General features: G+C 74.4%; 23 protein-coding genes and 1 tRNA gene. 13 read left to right on the top strand and 11 right to left on the bottom strand.

Going from position 1 to position 19,117, the window contains the following annotated elements; genetic code table 11:
• From groEL to Q0195_RS12655, 3 genes are all read right to left on the bottom strand, one after another.
• Positions 1–895: chaperonin GroEL (groEL, locus tag Q0195_RS12645; protein WP_299279105.1), on the bottom strand; the 895-nt coding region annotated here is incomplete at its 3' end.
• 362 nt (positions 896–1,257) lie between these two features.
• Positions 1,258–1,863 carry a LytR C-terminal domain-containing protein gene (locus Q0195_RS12650; RefSeq protein WP_299279107.1) on the bottom strand — a complete coding sequence of 202 codons (606 nt, stop codon included), beginning with the start codon at positions 1,861–1,863 and terminating at the stop codon, positions 1,258–1,260.
• A gap of 45 nt (positions 1,864–1,908) precedes the next feature.
• A complete protein-coding gene (locus tag Q0195_RS12655) occupies positions 1,909–2,190 on the bottom strand; it encodes a DUF3263 domain-containing protein (protein ID WP_299279109.1) in 282 nt (93 codons plus the stop codon).
• Positions 2,191–2,298: 108 nt separating this feature from the next.
• Here Q0195_RS12655 and Q0195_RS12660 point away from each other — a divergent pair, with 108 nt between their 5' ends.
• Together Q0195_RS12660 and Q0195_RS12665 are read left to right on the top strand one after the other, a co-directional pair.
• Positions 2,299–2,970, top strand: a complete 672-nt coding sequence (locus Q0195_RS12660; RefSeq protein ID WP_299279110.1) for a uracil-DNA glycosylase — start codon at positions 2,299–2,301, stop codon at positions 2,968–2,970.
• A gap of 229 nt (positions 2,971–3,199) precedes the next feature.
• Positions 3,200–4,015, top strand: a complete 816-nt coding sequence (locus Q0195_RS12665) for an SGNH/GDSL hydrolase family protein (protein ID WP_299279112.1) — start codon at positions 3,200–3,202, stop codon at positions 4,013–4,015.
• A 3-nt stretch (positions 4,016–4,018) separates the two neighbouring features.
• Here the strand turns inward: Q0195_RS12665 and Q0195_RS12670 are convergent, their stop codons facing one another.
• The 3 genes from Q0195_RS12670 to Q0195_RS12680 are packed head-to-tail and all read right to left on the bottom strand — an operon-like array spanning position 4,019 to position 5,336.
• Positions 4,019–4,507 (bottom strand): hypothetical protein, encoded by a 489-nt coding sequence (locus Q0195_RS12670; RefSeq protein ID WP_299279114.1) that lies wholly within the window; start codon positions 4,505–4,507, stop codon positions 4,019–4,021.
• Positions 4,504–4,866 carry a response regulator gene (locus Q0195_RS12675; protein ID WP_299279254.1) on the bottom strand — a complete coding sequence of 121 codons (363 nt, stop codon included), beginning with the start codon at positions 4,864–4,866 and terminating at the stop codon, positions 4,504–4,506. The genes Q0195_RS12670 and Q0195_RS12675 overlap by 4 nt, the downstream gene beginning before the upstream one ends.
• A gap of 2 nt (positions 4,867–4,868) precedes the next feature.
• On the bottom strand, positions 4,869–5,336 hold the full coding sequence (locus Q0195_RS12680) for a chemotaxis protein CheX (RefSeq protein ID WP_299279116.1): 468 nt from the start codon (positions 5,334–5,336) through the stop codon (positions 4,869–4,871).
• Positions 5,337–5,384: 48 nt separating this feature from the next.
• Between Q0195_RS12680 and flgK the strand changes: the two genes are divergently transcribed.
• The 4 genes from flgK (at position 5,385) to flgN (ending at position 8,947) form a co-directional block, all read left to right on the top strand.
• The gene (flgK, locus tag Q0195_RS12685; protein ID WP_299279117.1) at positions 5,385–6,800 is read left to right on the top strand and encodes a flagellar hook-associated protein FlgK; all 1,416 of its coding nucleotides are present in this window, start codon (positions 5,385–5,387) and stop codon (positions 6,798–6,800) included.
• A gap of 28 nt (positions 6,801–6,828) precedes the next feature.
• Positions 6,829–7,752: a flagellar hook-associated protein FlgL gene (gene flgL, locus Q0195_RS12690; protein ID WP_299279256.1), complete on the top strand. Its 924-nt coding sequence runs from the start codon at positions 6,829–6,831 to the stop codon at positions 7,750–7,752.
• The gene (locus tag Q0195_RS12695) at positions 7,749–8,129 is read left to right on the top strand and encodes a flagellar assembly protein FliW (protein ID WP_299279119.1); all 381 of its coding nucleotides are present in this window, start codon (positions 7,749–7,751) and stop codon (positions 8,127–8,129) included. Before flgL ends, Q0195_RS12695 begins: the two co-directional genes overlap by 4 nt.
• A 293-nt stretch (positions 8,130–8,422) precedes the next feature.
• Positions 8,423–8,947 (top strand): flagellar export chaperone FlgN, encoded by a 525-nt coding sequence (flgN, locus tag Q0195_RS12700; RefSeq protein ID WP_299279120.1) that lies wholly within the window; start codon positions 8,423–8,425, stop codon positions 8,945–8,947.
• Between the two features lie 220 nt (positions 8,948–9,167).
• On the opposite strand, the gene Q0195_RS12705 is transcribed toward flgN, so the two are convergent.
• Positions 9,168–10,595 (bottom strand): FGGY family carbohydrate kinase, encoded by a 1,428-nt coding sequence (locus Q0195_RS12705; RefSeq protein ID WP_299279122.1) that lies wholly within the window; start codon positions 10,593–10,595, stop codon positions 9,168–9,170.
• A gap of 49 nt (positions 10,596–10,644) precedes the next feature.
• Between Q0195_RS12705 and map the strand changes: the two genes are divergently transcribed.
• Positions 10,645–11,418 (top strand): type I methionyl aminopeptidase, encoded by a 774-nt coding sequence (gene map / locus Q0195_RS12710; protein ID WP_299279124.1) that lies wholly within the window; start codon positions 10,645–10,647, stop codon positions 11,416–11,418.
• A 1-nt stretch (position 11,419) separates the two neighbouring features.
• Here the strand turns inward: map and Q0195_RS12715 are convergent, their stop codons facing one another.
• Positions 11,420–12,196: an MBL fold metallo-hydrolase gene (locus tag Q0195_RS12715; protein WP_299279126.1), complete on the bottom strand. Its 777-nt coding sequence runs from the start codon at positions 12,194–12,196 to the stop codon at positions 11,420–11,422.
• 103 nt (positions 12,197–12,299) lie between these two features.
• On the opposite strand from Q0195_RS12715, the gene Q0195_RS12720 reads away from it, so the two are divergent.
• Positions 12,300–13,271, top strand: coding sequence for a hypothetical protein (locus Q0195_RS12720; protein WP_299279128.1), 972 nt, complete (start codon positions 12,300–12,302; stop codon positions 13,269–13,271).
• 103 nt (positions 13,272–13,374) lie between these two features.
• Here Q0195_RS12720 and Q0195_RS12725 read toward each other — a convergent pair whose 3' ends face one another.
• Positions 13,375–13,551, bottom strand: a complete 177-nt coding sequence (locus Q0195_RS12725) for an L-2-amino-thiazoline-4-carboxylic acid hydrolase (protein WP_299279129.1) — start codon at positions 13,549–13,551, stop codon at positions 13,375–13,377.
• A 65-nt stretch (positions 13,552–13,616) separates the two neighbouring features.
• On the opposite strand from Q0195_RS12725, the gene Q0195_RS12730 reads away from it, so the two are divergent.
• The 4 genes from Q0195_RS12730 to Q0195_RS12745 all read left to right on the top strand — a co-directional run bounded on the left by Q0195_RS12730 (position 13,617) and on the right by Q0195_RS12745 (position 17,402).
• The gene (locus Q0195_RS12730) at positions 13,617–13,811 is read left to right on the top strand and encodes a hypothetical protein (RefSeq protein WP_299279131.1); all 195 of its coding nucleotides are present in this window, start codon (positions 13,617–13,619) and stop codon (positions 13,809–13,811) included.
• On the top strand, positions 13,811–14,449 hold the full coding sequence (locus Q0195_RS12735) for an amino acid ABC transporter permease (RefSeq protein ID WP_299279133.1): 639 nt from the start codon (positions 13,811–13,813) through the stop codon (positions 14,447–14,449). Before Q0195_RS12730 ends, Q0195_RS12735 begins: the two co-directional genes overlap by 1 nt.
• Positions 14,446–15,108 (top strand): ABC transporter permease subunit, encoded by a 663-nt coding sequence (locus Q0195_RS12740; RefSeq protein ID WP_299279134.1) that lies wholly within the window; start codon positions 14,446–14,448, stop codon positions 15,106–15,108. Before Q0195_RS12735 ends, Q0195_RS12740 begins: the two co-directional genes overlap by 4 nt.
• 71 nt (positions 15,109–15,179) lie before the next feature.
• On the top strand, positions 15,180–17,402 hold the full coding sequence (locus tag Q0195_RS12745) for a SpoIIE family protein phosphatase (protein WP_299279136.1): 2,223 nt from the start codon (positions 15,180–15,182) through the stop codon (positions 17,400–17,402).
• A 27-nt stretch (positions 17,403–17,429) separates the two neighbouring features.
• Here the strand turns inward: Q0195_RS12745 and Q0195_RS12750 are convergent, their stop codons facing one another.
• Positions 17,430–18,638: a CAP domain-containing protein gene (locus tag Q0195_RS12750; RefSeq protein ID WP_299279138.1), complete on the bottom strand. Its 1,209-nt coding sequence runs from the start codon at positions 18,636–18,638 to the stop codon at positions 17,430–17,432.
• Between the two features lie 110 nt (positions 18,639–18,748).
• Between Q0195_RS12750 and Q0195_RS12755 the strand changes: the two genes are divergently transcribed.
• Complete coding sequence (locus tag Q0195_RS12755) at positions 18,749–18,904, top strand: hypothetical protein (RefSeq protein ID WP_299279140.1); 156 nt, start codon at positions 18,749–18,751, stop codon at positions 18,902–18,904.
• A 51-nt stretch (positions 18,905–18,955) separates the two neighbouring features.
• Here Q0195_RS12755 and Q0195_RS12760 read toward each other — a convergent pair.
• Positions 18,956–19,028: transfer RNA gene (locus tag Q0195_RS12760), tRNA-Thr, on the bottom strand.
• Positions 19,029–19,117 lie beyond the last annotated feature (89 nt).

A 19,117-nucleotide genomic window follows, 5' to 3' on the forward strand; every position in this document is an offset into this window, starting at 1 on the left:
TGACCTGACCACCGGTGAGGATGGCCATGTCCTGCAGCATCGCCTTGCGGCGGTCACCGAAGCCCGGGGCCTTGACGGCGACGGACTTGAAGGTGCCGCGGATCTTGTTGACGACGAGCGTGGCCAGGGCCTCGCCCTCGACGTCCTCGGCGATGACGACCAGCGGTTTGCCGGCCTGGATGACCTTCTCCAGGAGGGGCAGCAGGTCCTTGACGTTGGAGATCTTCGACTCGACGAGCAGCACGTAGGCGTCCTCGAGGACGGCCTCCTGGCGCTCGGCGTCGGTGACGAAGTAGGGCGAGATGTAGCCCTTGTCGAACCGCATACCCTCGGTGAGCTCGAGCTCGAGCCCGAAGGTCTGGGACTCCTCGACGGTGATGACGCCCTCGGCGCCCACCTTGTCGATCGCCTCGGCGATGAGCTCACCGATGGCGGGGTCGCCGGCGGAGATCGCGGCGGTGTTGGCGATCTGGTCCTTGGTCTCGACCGGCTTGGCCTGGGCGAAGAGCTTCTCCGTCACGGCGGCGACGGCCTTCTCGATGCCGCGGCGCAGCGCGATCGGGTTCGCGCCGGCAGCGACGTTGCGCAGACCCTCGCGGACGAGCGCCTGGGCGAGGACGGTCGCCGTCGTCGTGCCGTCACCGGCGACGTCGTCGGTCTTCTTCGCGACCTCCTTGACCAGCTCGGCGCCGATCTTCTCGTAGGGGTCCTCGAGCTCGATCTCCTTGGCGATGGACACGCCGTCGTTGGTGATCGTGGGGGCGCCCCACTTCTTCTCGAGGACGACGTTCCGGCCCCGGGGGCCCAGGGTGACCTTCACGGTGTCGGCGAGGGTGTTGAGCCCGCGCTCCATGCCGCGACGGGCATCCTCGTCGAAGGCAATCATCTTTGCCATGGGGTAGATACCTCCGCTTGTAGCGTGGCTTGGGTCGGCCAGTGCCCGCGACGGACGGTTCGGCGGCCCGGCGGTCACGTCCCGCCGACACGCCGGACCTCACTGGTTCGGCCCGGAGCTTCTGTCACTCTCGATGGGAGAGTGCTAATCGGAATCTTGGCACTCCCGACCGGAGAGTGCAAGCAGCAGGAGCGGCCGGACCCGGCCCGGGACGCTGCCGACCTCAGGTCGGGCCAGCGGTCGCGGGGACCGCTGGCCCGACTTCCCCACGGCGCTGTGGAGGACGCCCCCACCATAGGTGTGAGGTGCCTCACGGGTCAACGGTCGATCTGCGACCAGGTCAAACGCAGCCTCAGGCTTGGTCAACTCTCGGTGTAGTCCGCCCGCAGCACGATGGCGATCTCGACGTTCCGGGTGGCCGAGGGCGCCTCGACGAGGTTGTCGATGCCGATGAGCTCACCGATCGCCTCCGCGGTGGGCGCGAGGTCGGCGTTGCGGTAGTAGAGCGTCGTGACGTCCGGGGCGGCCGCGCCGTAGTCGGCGGCGCCGACGGTGGTGAAGCCGGCGTCGGTGAGCTCCGCGGCGACCTCGGCGGCCAGTCCCCCGACCCCGGCGCCGTTGAGCACGGAGATCGACGTCTCGAGGACCACGTCCTCGCCGAGGCCCGGCTCGGTGGTCTCCTCCTCCGGGTCCTCCTCGGGGGTGGTCTCCTCGGCGGTCGCGTCCGGGGCCGTCGGTTCCTCGCTGGGCTCGGCGGTCGCGGCCGGGCCGGTGGGCGCTGCCTCGGGGTCGCCGTCGCCGCCGCCGCCCAGCAGGCTCACCGCACCCCAGGCGAGGAGCGGGACGATGACGATGACGGCGATGAAGGGGGCGAGGGCACGCAGCAGCGACTGGGGCGCGCGGTGGACGCCTTCCGGCCCGCGCTGACGCGCGGCGACGTCGAACTCGTCCTCGGGGTACTGGCTCACGTCGAGCAGGTTATCCGTTCGGGTGACCCGGCAGCGCCGGTCCGCTCAGCGAGGGCTGCTCAGCCGCCGGCCGGACCGCTCCCGCTGGCGGGCGTCGCGCATCCGCCGCAGCCGCTTGACGAGCATGGGGTCGGCCGCGAGCGCCGCCTCGGTGTCGATGAGGGAGTTGAGCACCTGGTAGTAGCGTGTCGCGCTCATCCCGAAGAGCTCGCGGATCGCCGTCTCCTTGGCGCCGCCGTACTTCCACCACTGACGCTCGAAGGCGAGGATCTCGCGCTCGGTGTCCCCGAGCACGGCCTGCGGGCCCAGCGCGTGAGCGGTGTCCATGTCCCCTCCTCCTGCCGGCGCGTGACGACCTGGCCCATGCTACGGGGCGAACCACACCGGTGTCATTCTGCGCGCCGTCGCGTCGCGGCGCGGGTTACCCTGGCCGCCGTGACTCCGCTGGATGAGCTCGTCGACCCTGGCTGGGCCCGTGCCCTGGCACCCGTGGAGCACCAGATCCGCGCCATGGGTGACTTCCTGCGCGGTGAGATCGCCGCCCGGCGGGGCTACCTGCCGCGCGGGACGGACGTGCTGCGGGCCTTCACCCGCCCGTTCGAGGACGTCCGCGTCATCATCGTCGGCCAGGACCCCTACCCCACGCCCGGCCACCCGATGGGCCTGTCCTTCTCCGTCCAGCCGGACGTGCGCCCCTTCCCGCGCAGCCTGGTCAACATCTTCCGCGAGCTCGTCGACGACGTCGGCACCCACCCGCCCTCGACGGGCGACCTCACCCCGTGGGCCGAGGACGGCGTGCTCCTGCTCAACAGGGTTCTCACCGTGACCCCGGGGCGGCCCGGCTCGCACCGGGGCAAGGGCTGGGAGGCGGTGACCGAGCACGCCATCCGGGCGCTCGTGGAGCGCGGCGGCCCGCTCGTGGCGATCCTGTGGGGCAACCAGGCGCAGACCCTGCGCCCGCTGCTCGGCGACGTCCCGGTGGTGGCCTCGCCGCACCCCAGTCCGCTGTCGGCCTCCCGCGGGTTCTTCGGCTCGCGCCCGTTCTCCCGCGCCAACGCGCTGCTCGCGGAGCAGGGCGGCAGGCCGGTGCGGTGGGCGCTGCCCTGACGCGCCGCCGCCCAGCCGGTCGTCCCGACACGACCGCTCCCCCTCCCCCGGCTCCCCGGACCTTCCCGCCCGGTGGGTCGTCCCTTCCGCTCAGCCGGCCCTGCGCGGCGGGACGAACGGCAATCGAGAAGACCGAGCCACGGCAAGGACGCCGGCCGGGGAGGGCGTGTCCTCGTGGGGCGCCGGCCAGCGGGGTGTTGGCGGGCGGGACGGCTGGCAGGATCGACGCGTGACCACGAACCTGACGTCCGACGTGCCCCCGTGGGGCCGCTACGTCGCGATCGGCGACTCCCTGACCGAGGGCATGGTCGACCCGGACCCGACGGACCCCGAACGCCAGCGCGGCTGGGCCGACCTGCTCGCCGCGACCCTGTCACGCCGCCGCCTGGCCGCGGGCGAGGCACCGCTGGAGTACGCGAACCTCGCGGTCCGCGGCCGGCTCCTCGGGCAGATCCTCACCGAGCAGCTACCGGTCGCGCGCGGCCTGCGCCCGGACCTCGTCTCGCTCATCGGGGGCGGCAACGACATCCTGCGGCCGGGCTCGGACGTGGAGCGGCTGCTCGGGCTCCTCGAGGACGCCGTCGCCACGCTGCGTGCCGAGGGGGTCACGGTGCTCATGGGCACCGGCTTCGACCCGGCCGGCTCGCCGGTGGTCCGTCTCACCCGCAGCAAGGTCGCGCTGTTCAACGCCGGGGTGTGGTCGATCGCCCACCGGCACGGCGCGCACGTGCTCGACGCCTGGGGGATGCGGTCGCTGCGCGACTGGCGGATGTGGGCCGAGGACCGGATCCACCTCTCGACGGCGGGCCACGAGCGGGCGGCCCAGGCGGCTCTCGTCGGCCTGGGCCTGGCGCCCGACGACCCGGCGTGGGACGACCCGCTCACCCCGCTGCCGCCCGCGGCCCGTGCGGAGCGGTGGCGGGAGAACCTGCGCTGGGCGCGCACCTATGCCTACCCGTGGGTGCAGCGCCGCCTGCGCCGGCAGTCCTCCGGTGACCTGCGGCGGGCGAAGTACCCGCAGCCGGTGGTGCTCGAGCCGCGGTAGCGGCTACCGCAGGACGATGGACAGCAGCCCGGTCGCGTAGCCCTGGACGTCCACGGCCACGTCGAGCCGCGGGCCGTAGCTGCGCAACCAGCCGGCGACGTCGGCGGGGAGCGGGCCGGTGCCGGAGTCGTGGACCGTGTCGAGCCGCAGGTGGGGCGCGTTGCCGACGTTGAACAGCGAGGACAGGACGTTGAGCACCTCGGACGTGTTCTCCAGGAGGTGCTCGGGCAGCGGGCCCGGCCCGACGGCGGCCAGCGCCGTCCGTGCCGGGATGAGCGCGATGGCGCCGCCGAGGGCGGCCGCGAGCGTGGTGTCGAGGGCGACGAGCGCCTCGCCGCGGAGGAACTGGGTGACGTAGACACCGACGACGACGCCCGGCTCGGTGGCCGGGGTGACGGACTCGTCCGCGACGGAGACCTCGCAGTCGCGGCCGACGAGCATGGTGAGGAGGTCGCGGACCTCCTTGAGCGGGGGGATCGGTGTGGTGCTCATGCGAGGAAGGGGTCGATGGTCGAGCGGAAGACGTCGGGCGTGAAGGGTTTGGCGATGAGGAACAGCGCGCCCTCGCGGGCGGCGAGCTCCCGCATCTGCGGCGAGCCCTCCGAGGTGACGAAGCCGAGCGGGACGTCGGGCGCCGCCACGGTGAGCCGCCGCAGCAGGTCGATGCCGCTCATCTCGGGCATGTTCCAGTCCGACAGCACGAGGTCCGGCTGCTGGGCGAGGGCCAGCTCCAGGGCCTCGGCGCCGTTGCTCGCCTCGGTGACCTCCCAGTCGCCGTAGCCCGCCTGGCGCAGCGTGCGGATGACGATCTGACGCATCACCCGGCTGTCGTCGACGACGATGACTCGCAGACTCACGGGGTCTGCTCCTTTCCCTCGGGGTCGAGCTGCCACATGGAGATGACGACGGGCCGGTCGCGCCACCGCAGCCGCCGCTCCCACGCCCGCCGGCCTGCGGTCTCGACGGGGCCGCGGGCGACCACCGGCACGGTGAGGGCGGCGGACCGGGCCACCAGCCCCTTGAGGTTGCCGCCGATGACGTTGGCCATCTCGCCCAGGGCGTCCTCGGCGTCCTCGCTCGTGACGGCCTCGTCGGGGGCCAGGGCGAGCAGCGCGCGGGCGATGTCGGCCGCGGTGCCGCGGTCGGTCGTCACCGTGGCGCGCAGCGGGTGTGCACAGGTGATGTCGACCCAGGCGTGCACCGGCTCGGTGAGGTCGACGCCCGCGCCGCCCCACTCGGCGACGTGGCCCGGCTCGCCGTCGACGAGCGCGGCGAACAGGTCGCGGGCGATGTCGAGGACGTGCTCGGCCGCGGTGGTCATGCTGACTCTCCTCCCCCCGCCTGATCGACGAGTCCCTCTAGAGGTCACATGAGCTCCTTCGCCGCGCTCAACGGCGCCTACACCTCGCTCACTGCGCAGCGCATCGCGCTCGAGGTGACCAGCCAGAACATCTCGAACGTCAACACCCCCGGCTACACCCGCCAGCGCGCGAGCCTGGCCGCGATCGGCAGCCCCGCCTCCACCCTGTTCGGGAGCAGCGCCACCCGCGCCACGGGCGTCACCGTCGCCTCGGTGGACCGACTCACCGACGCGTTCCTCGAGACCCGGCTGCGCACCCAGACGTCGGCGGCCGCCCGGCTCACCGCCGTCGCCGAGTCCTGGAGCCTGCTCGAGACCACCGTCGCCGAGCCGAGCGAGAACGGGCTGGCGGCCGGGCTCGACACCTTCTTCAACGCCTGGCACGACGTCGCCAACCGTCCCGACGACGGCGCGGCCAAGGCGGTCCTCCTCGGGGACGCCGCCTCCCTCGCCGCCGACATCACCGCCGGGTACCGCGCCGCCGAGCAGCAGTGGGACGCCACCCGCACCCAGGTCGACGCGCTGGCGCAGGACGTCAGCACGACCGCGGCCGCCGTGGCCGACCTCAACGCCCGCATCCGCGACGCGCTCAACGCCGGCGAGCCGGTCAACTCCCTCCTCGACGAGCGGGGCCTCCTCGTCTCCGACCTGGCCCACCTCGTGGGCGGCGAGGTGCGCGAACGCCCCGACGGCACCGTCGACGTCCTCGTCGGGGGCAGCGCGCTGGTCGAGGGCGGCCGCGCGAATGCCGTCGCCGTCCACGGCAGCCCGAGCATGACCGACCTCGGCACCACGCCCCCGGCTGGCTGGGGCACCGCCGAGGGGCCGGTCCGCCTCGTGTGGGCGGACTCCGGGGCCCCGGCCGCGGCGACCGGTGGCCGACTCACCGGCCTTGTCGAGGTCCTCGCCCCCGCGGACCAGAGCGGCCCCCTCGCCGGGCTGGCCCGGTCCTACGACACGCTCGCCACGACATTGGCCGGTGAGGTCAACACGCTGCACGCCTCGCTGCCCGGCGCCGACGGCACCCACCGCGACTTCTTCACCCTCGACGCCGCCCGCCCGGCGCTCAGCCTCGAGGTCGCCCTGACCCACGTCGACCAGGTCACCACCGGCAACCCCGGGGAGGTGGACGGGTCGCTGGCTGCCCGGATCGCCGAACTGAGCGACACCCGCACCGCCTGGGCGAGCACCGTGGTCGACCTCGGGGTGAACACCCGCACCGCGGTCCGCCGGGCCGAGGCCGCCGAGGGCACCCGCGCCACCGCCGAGGCGCAGCTGCTCTCCCAGACCGCCGTGGACCTCGACGAGGAGAGCGTCAACCTCGTCATGTACCAGCGGGCCTACGAGGCGGCCGCCCGCGTGCTCACAACCGTCGACGAGATGCTCGATACGCTGATCAACCGCACCGGCGTGGTGGGAAGGTAGTCAACCGATAATCGGACGAGTCACCCAGCTGGGGCTCCAGCGCTCCTCCCTCGCGCACCTCCAGCAGAACCTGGGCGCGATGGCCAAGCTCCAGGAGCGGCTGACGAGCGGCAAGGTGCTGACGAGACCCTCCGACGACCCGGCCGCGACGGTCGACGCCATGCAGGTGCGGGCCGACCAGCGCGCCACCGCGCAGTACGCCCGCAACGCGGCCGACGGCGACGCCTGGCTCACCACGGTCGACAGCGCGCTGGGCGACGTGCTCAGCGACCTGCGCCGGGCCCGGGACCTCACCGTGCGGGGCGCCAGCTCCGGGGCCCTCGGCCCGAGCGCCCGCGCGGCGATCGCCGCCGAGCTGCGGGCCACGGCCGACAGCCTCCTCGAGACGGCGAACACCAGCTACCTCGGCCGGTCCGTCTTCGCCGGCACCTCCGCCCAGGCGGCCTTCGTCCGCGGTCCGGAGGGCACCGTGACGTTCACCGGACGCGAAGGTGCGGAGGTGCTGCGCCGCGTCTCGGACACGACGCAGGTGCGGGTCGACTCCGCGGGGTCGGAGGTCTTCGGGGTCGACGTCGTCGACGCCGACGGCGCGCTGGCCCGGGACGCGAGCGGCACCCCGGTCGGGATGTCGGTGTTCTCCCTGCTCGGGGAGATCGCCACCCGGCTGGAGGCCGGGGAGGACGTCGGCGGCTTCCTCTCCGACATCGACGAGCGTCTCGAGGCGGTGCTCGCGGAGGTCGGCAGCGTCGGGGCCCGGCACAAGCTGGTCCTCCAGGCGCAGGACGCCCTCGCCTCCCGGGAGATCACCCTGGCCGGGCGGCTCTCCGCCGTCGAGGACGTCGACCTGGCCGAGACCATCGTGGAGTTGCAGCTCCAGGAGGTCGCCTACCAGGCGGCGCTCGGCGCGACGAGCCGGGTGCTGCAGCCGAGCCTGCTGGACTTCCTGCGATGAGCGGCGCCGTGACCGAGTCGGTCCTTCATTTCGTCAGCCCGCCGCCCGGGTTGGAGCCTCACACCGCGTTCGCCCTCGCCGGTGTCACGCCCGAGCTCTACACGCTGCGTGCGGTCGAGGCGAGCGACCTGCGGCTCTTCCTGCTCGACCCGCGCCCCTTCTTCCCGGACTACAGCCCGGACGTGCCCGCCGAGGTGCTCGACGAGATCGGCACCACCGACCCGGCGGTGCTCGTCGTCGTCCGGCCGGGCGACACGGGGGACGAGGCCTCGGCGAACCTCCTCGCGCCGGTGCTGGTCAACCTCGAGACCGGTGCCGCGGTGCAGGTGATCCTCGAGGGGAGCGGGCTGCCGCTGCGCGCGCCCCTCGGGCAGTGAGCTGACGGAGGGGCCGTCCCCTGCGCGCCGGAACGGGCATGGCCGACGGAGAGGAGGGCCACACCCGATGCGCCTCGGGCGGGCAGGGAGACACCGGAGGGAAGGTCCCCTGCGCCCGCCGCAGGCCGCGCGCCGACAGGGGCCGGAGGCTGCCGCTGCGCACATCCGCGGACCGGGGGTGACCACGACACCGGTCGGTCGTGCCCGGCTCGGGCTACCCTCGTGGAGGTCTGACCTCCACTCCGACGCCGCACCTCCATCCGGCGGCGCCCCTGTCACGGGAAGGGCAGCTGATGCGCGCACTCTCCGACGTCCTCTGGCGGGAACGGGACCTCCTGGAGCTCCTCGTCCACCGCCTCGAGGTGGAGCGCGCGCTGCTCGAGACCGGACGGACCGCGCGGATCGCGCTCGCCGCGCGGGAGACCGAGGACGTGTTGGAGCAGTACCGCACGGCTGAGCTGGGCCGTGCGGCGGAGGCGGCCGCGAGCGCCCGGGCGCTGGGCCGGCCGGAGAACGCCTCCCTGGCCGACCTCGCCCAGGCCGCGCAGGGGCCGTGGGGCGACATCCTGCACGAGCATCGGTCGGCGCTACGGGAGCTCGTCGCGCAGGTCGAGACGCTGACCCGGGCCCTGCCCGGCAGCGAGCCCGGTGACACGAGCGAGCGGCTCCTCGGCTCGGTCCGCGACACGTTGGACGCGAGCGTCGACGCCGAGCTCGCCGACGCCGTCATCGACCTCCAGCTCCAGGAGCTCAGCCGCCGGGCGGTCGAGGCGCGCGCCCAGCTCGTCCACCGCGGCCTCGTCGACTTCCTCCGCTGAGCCCCCCGGCGTCCCCCGACCACCACGCCCCCATCCACCGTCACCCACTCCCCACCGAGCGCTCACTTCCCACCGACAGCCCACTTCCCACCGAGGGCTCACTTCCCACCGACAGCCGACCTCCCACCGACAGCCCACCTCCCACCGAGGGCTCAGTTCCCGCCGGCGCCTGAGCTCTCACCGAGGCAGCCGCCTGCCGCCAGCACCACGCCCGGCCCGCTCAGCCCCCGACGGCGGCCCGGACGAACCGGTAGTAGAGGGCGTCGTACGGCCGCACCGGCCCCGTGGGCACGTCGACCACCGGCAGCAGCGTCCCGTCCACCAGGCCTGCACGGTGGGCGGCGAGCAGCGCCGCACCCGCGGCGACCGGCTCGGCGACGTCCACCACACGCATTCGCGCCGGCCCGGCAGCCGCCTTCGCCCGCATCCACGCCGAGCCCTCCCGCGCGGCCGCCCCGAGCACGAGCACCGCGCCGGCGCCCGCGGCCACACCGGCCAGCTCCGCCTGCGCCGTCATGAGCCATCGCGCGTGCAGCGCGAGGCCGTCGACCACCGCGGCGACCAGGCCGACGTCGTCGTCCTCCGGCAGCGTGCCGACGACGCTTACCGCGGCGTCCGGGTCCGGCACGGGCGCCTGGCGTCCACGGAGGTACGGCAGCACGACCGGGGAGTCGGGGTGGCGTGGCCGCTCCGCCGCGGCGGTGAGGAGCTCGGCCAGCCGTTCCGCGCCGCCGAGTCGTTCCGCGCACCAGGCGAGCATGGCTCCCGCCGCGGGCGAGCCGGCGACGAGCGCCTCGTGGGCACCCCCGACGGTGCGGACCAGGCTCATCCCCGCCGCTGCCACCGCCGCCGGCCCCGGTCGCGTGGCGAGCACACGGATCACCGACTCCGCGGTGCCGAGGGAGTCCGCCACGTCCCCCGGGGCGCGCATCCCGCCCGCCCAAGCGCCGACCTGGTGGTCATGGCCCGCGACGACCACCGGCGTCCCGGCACGGAGTCCCGCCAATCCCCCGGCCGCCACCCGGCCGGCAACCTGGTCCGGGCCGGCCACCTCCGGGAGCTGCTCGGGACGCAGCCCGACCGTCGCCAGCAGGTCCGCGTCGAACGTCCGCGGCAACGACGTGCCCGGCGCGGGCAGCCGGTAGGCCATGGTGCGTCCGGCGAGCGTGTGGTCGGTGACCAGCCGGCCGGTGAGCCCGAGGACGACGAGGTCGGCGGCCCCGGCCCAGCGCCGCATCCGTGCCCAGCGGTCCGGCTCGTGCTCACTCAGGTGGGCCCAGACGGCGAGCGGGACCTTGCCACTGGCCCGCACCCCGGTGGACGCGAAGAGCTCGGCGGCGCCCAGCTCGCGGGCCAGCCGGTCGGCCGCCCCGCCGCCGCGGCGGACGTTCCAGCGCACGAGGTCACCGAGTGGGCGGTCGTCCGCGTCGAGCGGGACGCCGGTCTCGGCCATCGACGCGACCCCGACCGCGGCGGGTGGCTCGTCCCCCACCACCTGCCGCACGAGGTCCCTCACGGTGCCGAGCAGCTCGGCGCCACCGGCCGGGGTCGGTGCGGAGGCACCGGCGACCACCCGGACGTCATCCCCCACGTCGACGAGCACGGCCTTCGTGTTGGTCGTCCCCACGTCCAGGCCCAGGCAGCGCATGCCCTCCAGTGTGCGGGGCCGACGCGCGCGACACGCGTAACCTGAGGCAGTGATCGAGCTCAAGAGCCCCCGCGAGGTCGAGGCGATGCGCCCGGCCGGTCGTTTCGTCGCCGAGGTCCTCGGCGAGCTGCGTCGGCACGCCGCCGTCGGCGTCAACCTGCTCGACCTCGACGCGCTGGCGCACGACATGATCCGCGCCGCCGGCGCCGAGTCCTGCTACATCGACTACCACCCCTCCTTCGGGGCCCGGCCCTTCGGCCACGTGCTGTGCACGTCGGTGAACGACGCGGTGCTGCACGGGCTGCCGCACGACTACCGGCTCCGCGACGGTGACCTCCTGTCCCTCGACTTCGCCGCCAGCGTCGACGGCTGGGTGGCGGACTCCGCGGTGAGCTTCGTCGTGGGGGAGCCGCGCCCGGAGGACCTGCGGCTCATCGAGGCGACCGAGGTGGCGCTGGAGGCCGCGATCGCGGCGAGCGTGGTCGGCAACCGCCTGGGCGACGTCTCGGCCGCCATCGGCCGGGTCGCCGCCGAGTACGGTTACCGGGTCAACCTCCAGTTCGGCGGCCACGGGGTGGGCCGCACCATGCACGGGGAGCCGCACGTGCCCAACGACGGCCGGCCGGGCCGCGGCCTGAAGCTGCGGCCGGGGCTCGTCGTCGCGCTCGAGCCGTGGTTCATGGCCGGGACCGACGAGCTGTACACCGACCCGGACGGGTGGACGCTGCGCAGCGTCGACGGCTCGCGCGGCGCGCACAGCGAGCACACCGTGGCGGTGACCCCGGACGGCCCGCTCGTCCTCACCGCCCGCGACGACGCCTGAGCTACTCCGTCGGCAGGCCCAGGTGGGCCAGCTGGGCACGCACGCTCATCCCCGCGGCCCGGGCGAGGGTCGGCTCGAGCTCGCCGTACACGGCACGGACGACGTCCGCGGCGGTCCTCGCCCCGGCCGCGACGGCGGCCCGCACCTGCTCCAGCCGTTCGTGCCGGTGGGTGCGCAGCGCCTCGAGGTGAGCCAGCGGGTCGGTGACGACGGGGCCGTGCGCCGGGGCGAGCAACCGCACCCGGCCCTGCCGGGTGAGTGCGATGAGCCGGTCGAGGGAGCGCAGGTAGTCGCCGAGGTCGCCCTCGGGCCAGGGGACGACGGTGGTGCCCCGGCCCAGCACCGTGTCACCGGTGAGCAGCACCCCGTCGTCGAGCAGGAAGCACACCGAGTCGGGGGTGTGCCCGGGGGTGAGGAGGACCTCGACCCGCAGTCCGCCCTCCTCGAGCACCTCGCCGTCGCGGAACGGGGCGCCCCGGCCGGCGCCGCGCACCGGTGCCGGCGCGAGCGCCGTCCACTCCTCCAGCGCACCGGTGTGGTCGGTGTGGTGGTGGGTGAGCAGCGTGGCCGCGACCTCCCGTCCCGCGGCGGAGTGGGCCGCGCGGAGGTGGTCGGTCACGCCAACGGGTCCGGGGTCGACGACGACGGCGCCGCGCGGGCCGGTCAGCACCCACGTGTTCGTGCCCTCGAGTGTCATCGGCCCGGGGTTCGGGGCGGTGAGGACGCGGGCGTATCGCCCGACCGGCTCGGCGTCCCTGGGTCTCGCCTCGTTCGACATGGCGCCCAGCATGCACCACCCCAGCCCCGCGTCGGGACGCCCCGGCGACACCGGGGCACGAAAGTCGGTGCCCCCGCAGCACGGCTCCGGTAAGGTCACCGCGATGATCGACGACCACGTGCCCCCGGCCGCCGAGTCCACCGTCCCGCGTCAGGGAGTGACCGTCTCCCCGCTGGGGCGCTACGCGATCGGGGTGGCCGCCGCGGTCGTGGGGCTGCTCCCCTGGCTCCTCACCGGTATGCGGCTGCCGCTGCAGAACCTGTGGGCGCAGCCGACGTCGCCCGAGGACATGCCGCTCGTCCTGCTGCCGTTCAACCAGTACTTCGTCGTCGAGATCGCGGCCCTCCTCGTCGTCGGCGGCGCGGGGGCCGGCGCGGTCGCCCGGCGGTACGTGCCCACCGGACTGGGGGCGGTCGCGGTGGGGCTGCTGGGCGTGCAGGCCTTCGCGGTGGTCCAGACGGCGGTGACCGTCGGCTCCGGTCTGGGCGCGCGGCCCGGGGCCACGCCCTACCTCGCCGGTCTCGTGGCACTGTCCGTGCTGGCGCTCGCAATCAGCGCGGGCGTCATGGTGCTCCTCGCCCGGGCGCCGCGAGCGGGTGCACTCGTCGGTGCCGCGATCGCCGCCCTGCTCCTGGCGAGCTGGCTCCACGTCCTCGTCGCGGGACCGTCCTCACCCGTCCCGCCCGGCGTCGCCATGGCCGTCGTGGGGTACACCCGCTGGCTCGGCCCGGTGGCCATCGGCGCGGCGATCGCATGGTGCGGGCTGCGCACCACCGGACGCGTGGCCGCGGCGGTGGGCGCACTCGTGGGACTGTGGCTCGTCCCCCCGTTCGTCACCGCGACGGCCGCCGCCGTCGGCAGCCGCGTCCTCGCCCGGGACCCGGCCGCCATGGCGGAGTACGGCGCCGGCGTCTTCCGCATGGCCGCGACGATGCCGGCGCTCGTCGTGCCGCCGCTCGCCGTGGCGGTCGTGGCCGCCGTCCTCGGGTTGCTCCTGGTGGCGGTGAGGAGACGCGCCGCCGTGGCGGGCCCGCAGGCGCCCGCCGGGGTGGGACGGGGGGCCGAGGAGGCGTGATCACAGCCGGCGTTCGGTAGGCGCCGCGCCGTCCCGGCGGGGTGACTCCGGGCCGGAGGGGCGGGAACGCCCACGCGGGCACCCGACCGGGTCGTCGAGCGGCCTACGCCTCCGCGGGGCGCGGACGCCGGCGGTAGCGGAAGTCGCAGTGCGAGGCACCCTCCATGATCGTCTGCGTCCGGGTGAGCTCCACCTCCGGGTCGTAGCCCCTGATGAACTCGTAGTCACGCACGCACGACAGCAGGGACCCGATCTCCTCCAGCCCCATGGACTTGTACATCTCGGCGTACGCGCAGCGGTGGACGTCGTAGGAGTAGAACTCCTCGCTCTCCGCGTGGGTGGGTCATGCGCGAGCTCGCCGACGAGGGGCGGACGATGATCGTCGTCACCCACGAGATGAAGTTCGCCCGGGAGGTCTCCGACCAGGTGATCGTCATGGCCGACGGCGGGATCATCGACTCCGGCGCCCCCTCCACCGTGTTCACCGCCCCGCGCCACGAGCGCACCCGCCGCTTCCTCCACTCGGTGCTGGACCGCTGATGGAGCTCCTCTCGGCCCTTGCCCGCGGGGTGCCGATGACCGTGGGGATCACCGCCGCGGCCTTCGCGATCGCCGCCGTGCTCGGCGTCCCGCTCGTCGCCGGGCTGCGCTCGCGGCACGCTCTCGTCCGGGTCCCGGTGCGGGCCGTGGTCGACCTGGTCCGCAGCGTCCCGATCCTCGTGTGGCTCTTCCTCCTCTTCTTCGGCCTGTCGGTGGGTGGCTACCGGCTCGACAACGTCGAGGCCGCGGTCCTCACCCTCGGGCTCGTCTCGGGCGCCTACCTCGCCGAGGTGTACCGCGGCGCGGTCGCCTCGATCGACCGCGGCCAGTGGGAGGCCTCCCGGGCGTTGGCCCTCTCCCCGCTGGAGACGGTCCGCACCGTCATCGGCCCGCAGGCCGTGCGGGTCGCCCTGCCGAGCGCGACGACGTTCGCCCTCACCCTGCTCAAGGACTCCTCGATCCCCAGCGTCATCGGTGTCATGGAGATCTCCTACTTCACCGTCGCCGAGGCCCGCGCCACCGGCCAGGGGCTGCTCTCCTTCGGGGCCGCCGTCGTCCTGTACATCGCGCTCAGCGTCCCCGTGGCGCTGCTCTCCCGGTACCTCGACCACCGTATGCGGGCGCAGGTGGCGCGATGAGCGCGGACAACCTCCTCGAGCTGCTCCGCGGCCTGGTCGTCACCCTCCAGCTCGCCGGGGTGAGCATCGGCGCCGGCCTCGTCCTCGGGCTGGGGCTCGCCCTGCTCACCTCCGCGCGCAGCCGCTGGGTGTCCTGGCCGGCGATCGTCGTCGTGGAGATCGGCCGCGGCGCCCCGGTGATCGTGCTGCTCCAGCTCGTCTACTACGGCTTCCCGAACGTGGGGATCACCCTCGACGGGCTGCCCGCGGCGTGGATCGCCATCGGGTTCAGCGTGGCCGCCTACTCCAGCGAGATCATCCGCGCCGCGCTGCAGTCCGTCGCGGCCGGGCAGGCGGAGGCGGCACAGGCGCTCGCGCTCACCCGGTGGGACGCGCTGCGCCACGTCCTCATCCCGCAGGCGCTGCGGGTGGCGGTGCCGCCGCTCATCGGGCTGTCGGTCCAGATGTTCCAGGCGACGTCCCTCGCCTACGCGCTGTCCGTGCCCGAGCTCCTCAGCCGCGCCTACAACATCGGCATCGTCAGCTTCCGCTACCTGGAGATCCTCACTGCCGCGGGCGTCGTCTACGCCGTCGTGGCCCTGCCCCTGATCCAGGTGACCCGGCGGCTGGAGAAGCGGCTCGAGACCCCGCGCGGCCTGCGCGAGATGCAGCACGTCTGAGCGAGGCGGGCGAGCCCGTCACCGGGGCGGTCCTCGGCTGGCACACTGGGAGTCCACACGACAGGAGACCCATGGAGCCGACCCTGGCCCCCGACGAGCCCGTCGACCTCGACAACTGCGCCCGCGAACCCATCCACATCCCCGGCTCGGTCCAGCCCCGCGGCGTCCTGCTCGTCGTCCACGACGACGTCGTCGTCCAGGTGACGGCGAACGTCGCCGAGCTCCTCGGCCGGGGCGTCGACGATGTCCTCGGCCACCCGCTCGGTGAGGTCCTCGGCACCGCGGCGGCGGCCGCTGTCGTCGCCCACGCCGCGGCGCCCGGCGACGTCCGGGACCACCCGGTCCTCCTCCGCCTCCCCGACGGCACGCCGTGGGACGCCTTCCTCCACCACCCGCCCGGGACCGACCTCCTCGCCGTGGAGCTCGAGCCGGCCCAGGGCGCCCAGCCGCTGACGTACACCGACACCTACCAGCACGTGCGGGGCAGCATCGCCGCGCTCAGCAGGGCCCGCTCGCTCACCGAGCTCTACGACGTCGCGGCCCGCGAGGTGCGCCGGCTCACCGGGTTCGACCGGGTCATGGTCTACCGCTTCGACGCCGACCACAACGGTGAGGTGGTCGCCGAGGCGAAGCGGGCGGACCTCAACGCGTTCCTCGGCCTGCACTACCCCGCGACCGACATCCCCGCCCAGGCGCGGGCGCTGTACGAGAAGAACTGGATCCGGCTCATCTCCGACGTCGGCTACACCCCCAGCCCGCTCGTGCCCAGCCTCAACCCGGTCACCGGGGCGCCGCTCGACCTCACCCACGCCGTCCTCCGCTCGGTCTCCCCGATCCACATCGAGTACCTCGGCAACATGGGCGTCACCGCCTCCATGTCGATCTCGCTGCTGAAGGACGGCGCGCTGTGGGGGCTCATCGCCTGCCACCACTACTCCGGGCCGCACGCCCCGCCGCACGGCATCCGCGCCGCCGCGGAGTTCCTCGGGTCGGTGCTCTCGGTGCGGCTCGTCGCCCAGGTCGAGGAGGACCGGCTCGCCGCCGCGCACCGGGTGGCACGGGAGCTGGCGGGGCTGGTCGCCGCGACCCGCGACGAGGGCCTGCCGCTCACCGAGGCACTGGTCCGCCAGCCGGCGCTGCTCGCGATCATGGCGGCGGACGGCGTCGTCGTGCGCGCCCAGGGGCGCACCGCGTGCGCCGGTGAGGCCCCGGCCGACCCGGAGGCGGTGCTGCGTTGGGCCACCGCCACCGGAGCGGAGGTGACGGCCACCGAGTCCCTCGCCCGGGACGCACCCGAGCTCGCCGCCGCCGTTCCCGACGTCGCCGGTGCCCTTGTGCTCAACCTCGCCGAGGGCGACGCCCTCGTCTGGCTGCGGCGGGAGGTGGCCCGCTCGGTCGACTGGGGCGGCGACCCGCACAACAAGGCGATCGCCCGCCGGGAGGGGGACTCCGTGCGTCTCTCCCCGCGCAAGTCCTTCGAGCGCTGGCGCGAGACCGTGCGCGGCTCCAGCCTGCCGTGGACCGAGGAGCAGCGGGAGACCGCGACCGTGCTGCGCCGGCACGCCGTCGAGGCGCTCTATCTGCGCGGGCTCGCCGACAGCCGCGCCGCCGAGATCCTCCAGCGCACTGCGCTGCCCGAGACGCTGCCGCAGGCGGCAGGCTGGACCATCGAGGCCCGCTACTCCCCCGGGGACGGCGGGCGGGTCGGTGGCGACTGGTACGACGTCCTCACGCTGCCGGACGGGCGGCTCGCCGTCGTCGTCGGCGACGTCGCGGGGCACGGTATGACCGCCGCCTCGACGATGGGCCAGCTGCGCAACGCGCTGCGCGGGCTGCTCATGCACGAGGGCTCGCCGGCGCGGGCGGCCGCGGGACTCGACCTGCTCGCCAAGAGCACGCTGGCCGGGGAGATGGCCACCGTGCTCGTCGCGGTGCTCGACCCGGCGACCGGCCGCCTGGAGTACGTCCGGGCCGGTCACCTGCCGCCGCTGGCGCTGGGCCCGGACGGCAGCGCGTCCTGGCCGCCGGTGACCGGCACGCTGCCGATCGGGTTCGTCCCGCAGGAGCCGGTGCCCGGCACCCTGGACATCCCGGCCGGGGGCGGGGTGGTCATCTTCACCGACGGGCTCGTCGAGCAGCGCGGGGTGCCGCTGCCGGACGGCCTGGAGCGGCTGCGGCTCGCCTTCACCGGCCCGTTCGCCGCCGACCTCGACGCCGTCATCGCCGCGGTCCGCGACCCGGCCTCCGACGACGACGCGACCGCCGTCGTGCTGCGGCGCGACCGTCCCGCCTGACGGCCGTTCCGAGGGGACCGGGCCCGGTCAGCGGCAGTCGCGCGACCAGCGCAGCGTGTTGTACACGTAGCTGCCTGCCTCGACCGTCCCCGAGGCCACGTACCGGTACTCGGGGTGGAGGATGTAGGGCCGGTGGCCGTCGCTGCCGAGGTACCAGTCCAGGGCGGCCTGCGGGTCGGGGGCCTGGCCGGGCCGCTGCCACGTGCGGACGAGCAGCTCGGAGGCGGGTGCGCAGCCCACGGCGTCGGCCTCGGAGGTGATGGTGTCCCAGCCGGCGTGCTCGATCCGGCCGAGGCCGACCATGCGGTGCGACTGGCGCAGGGCGGCGGCCCGCAGCGCAGGCCACTCCTGGGCCGGGGCCAGGCCGCGGGAGATGCGCTCGGCGTTGATGAGCTGGAGCAGCCGGCGGTCGTACTCGTCCATCGTCGTCACCGGCGAGGAGTCCGCCGGTGGCATGGCGATGCGCAGCCCGACGGTGTCGGCGCCGTCGCCGTCCCAGTCCCCGACCAGGACCGGGAAGTAGTCCGAGCCGTAGGTCATGACGATGTCCGCGTCACCGCCCGCGATGGAGTTCTTCATGTGGAAGGTGTTGCCGCGGCGCACCCCGAGGCTGTCCCCGCCCCTGCCGTCCCAGTCGCCGACGACCACCTCGTCCCCGTCCCGGCCGTAGCTGACGACGACGTCGGCGTCACCGCCCGCGATGGAGTTCTTGACGTGGTAGGTGCTGCCGCGGCGCACCGCCAGGGTGTCGCGACCGTCGCCGTCCCAGTCGCCCACGAGCACCGTGTCCTCGGGGCGGCCGTAGCGGATGACGACATCGGCGTCCCCGCCGCGCAGGCTGTTCTTGACGTGGTACTCGTTGCCCCGCCGGACGGCCGGGGTGTCGACGCCGTCGCCGTCCCAGTCGCCCATGAGCACGGTGTCACCGGCTCGCCCGTAGGTGACCACCCGGTCCGCCGGTCCGCCGGAGAGGCTGTTGCGGACGTGGTAGGTCGCGCCGCGGCGCACCGCGAGCGTGTCGGTGCCGCTGCCGTTCCAGTCGCCGACGTACACCTGGTCGCCGGTGCGGCCGTAGGTGAACGCGAGGTCGGTGCGGCCCTGCCACCCGTTGGTGAGCTCGAACCGGTCGGTACCGTCGCCGACCTCACCGCCCTTGGCGGAGGCCGGCGTGGCCAGCAGCGTCATCCCGAGGACCGCGCCCGCCACGGCCGCGGCGTGCTTCGTCAACCTGCCCATGTCCTGCATCATGCGGATGCCGTCGGGCCGGCGGGGATGCCGTCCGGGTTGCGGGCGGCGGGGAAGTGGCGGCAGAGAGCCGTTTCGTCGGCCCCTGGCCGTCTCGAGGGGTGGCCGATCTCATAGGCCGGGCGGGGATCGACGACGCCGCGGCGGCCGTCGTCCCGGCCATGACCACCGCGTCACGTCGCCGCACCCTTGCCGTCGTCGCCGGCCTCACCGCCACGGCCGTGGTGGCCACCGCCGCCGTCGTCACGGCGGGCTGACCACTCCGGGGAGGTCGTGCTGACGTCGACCACCGTCGGACGACCGGTCGGAGCCGCCTGTCGGACTCGAACCGACGACCGTCCGCTTACAAGGCGGGTGCTCTACCAGCTGAGCTAAGGCGGCGGGCGGACCGGCGGAGCCGGTCCACGGAGCGGGGCCGGTGGGGCCCCGCCCCGAGAAGTCTGCCAGATCCCGCGGGTGCCCCGGTCACG

The sequence above is a fragment of the uncultured Georgenia sp. genome (genome assembly GCF_937958535.1).
GTDB lineage: Bacteria > Actinomycetota > Actinomycetes > Actinomycetales > Actinomycetaceae > Oceanitalea.

Coding starts and splice junctions, on each gene's coding strand:
- Q0195_RS12680 (WP_299279116.1), bottom strand. CDS start 5,336: ATGACCACCGCGGCCGAGCACGTCCTCGACATCGCCCGCGACCTGTTC.
- Q0195_RS12750 (WP_299279138.1), bottom strand. CDS start 18,638: ATGGGCAGGTTGACGAAGCACGCCGCGGCCGTGGCGGGCGCGGTCCTC.
- Q0195_RS12705 (WP_299279122.1), bottom strand. CDS start 10,595: ATGCGCTGCCTGGGCCTGGACGTGGGGACGACCAACACGAAGGCCGTG.
- Q0195_RS12735 (WP_299279133.1), top strand. CDS start 13,811: ATGGAGCTCCTCTCGGCCCTTGCCCGCGGGGTGCCGATGACCGTGGGG.
- Q0195_RS12740 (WP_299279134.1), top strand. CDS start 14,446: ATGAGCGCGGACAACCTCCTCGAGCTGCTCCGCGGCCTGGTCGTCACC.
- Q0195_RS12655 (WP_299279109.1), bottom strand. CDS start 2,190: ATGGACACCGCTCACGCGCTGGGCCCGCAGGCCGTGCTCGGGGACACC.
- flgN (WP_299279120.1), top strand. CDS start 8,423: ATGCGCGCACTCTCCGACGTCCTCTGGCGGGAACGGGACCTCCTGGAG.
- Q0195_RS12730 (WP_299279131.1), top strand. CDS start 13,617: ATGCGCGAGCTCGCCGACGAGGGGCGGACGATGATCGTCGTCACCCAC.
- Q0195_RS12670 (WP_299279114.1), bottom strand. CDS start 4,507: ATGAGCACCACACCGATCCCCCCGCTCAAGGAGGTCCGCGACCTCCTC.
- Q0195_RS12725 (WP_299279129.1), bottom strand. CDS start 13,551: ATGTACAAGTCCATGGGGCTGGAGGAGATCGGGTCCCTGCTGTCGTGC.
- flgK (WP_299279117.1), top strand. CDS start 5,385: ATGAGCTCCTTCGCCGCGCTCAACGGCGCCTACACCTCGCTCACTGCG.
- Q0195_RS12720 (WP_299279128.1), top strand. CDS start 12,300: ATGATCGACGACCACGTGCCCCCGGCCGCCGAGTCCACCGTCCCGCGT.
- Q0195_RS12715 (WP_299279126.1), bottom strand. CDS start 12,196: ATGTCGAACGAGGCGAGACCCAGGGACGCCGAGCCGGTCGGGCGATAC.
- Q0195_RS12695 (WP_299279119.1), top strand. CDS start 7,749: ATGAGCGGCGCCGTGACCGAGTCGGTCCTTCATTTCGTCAGCCCGCCG.
- Q0195_RS12745 (WP_299279136.1), top strand. CDS start 15,180: ATGGAGCCGACCCTGGCCCCCGACGAGCCCGTCGACCTCGACAACTGC.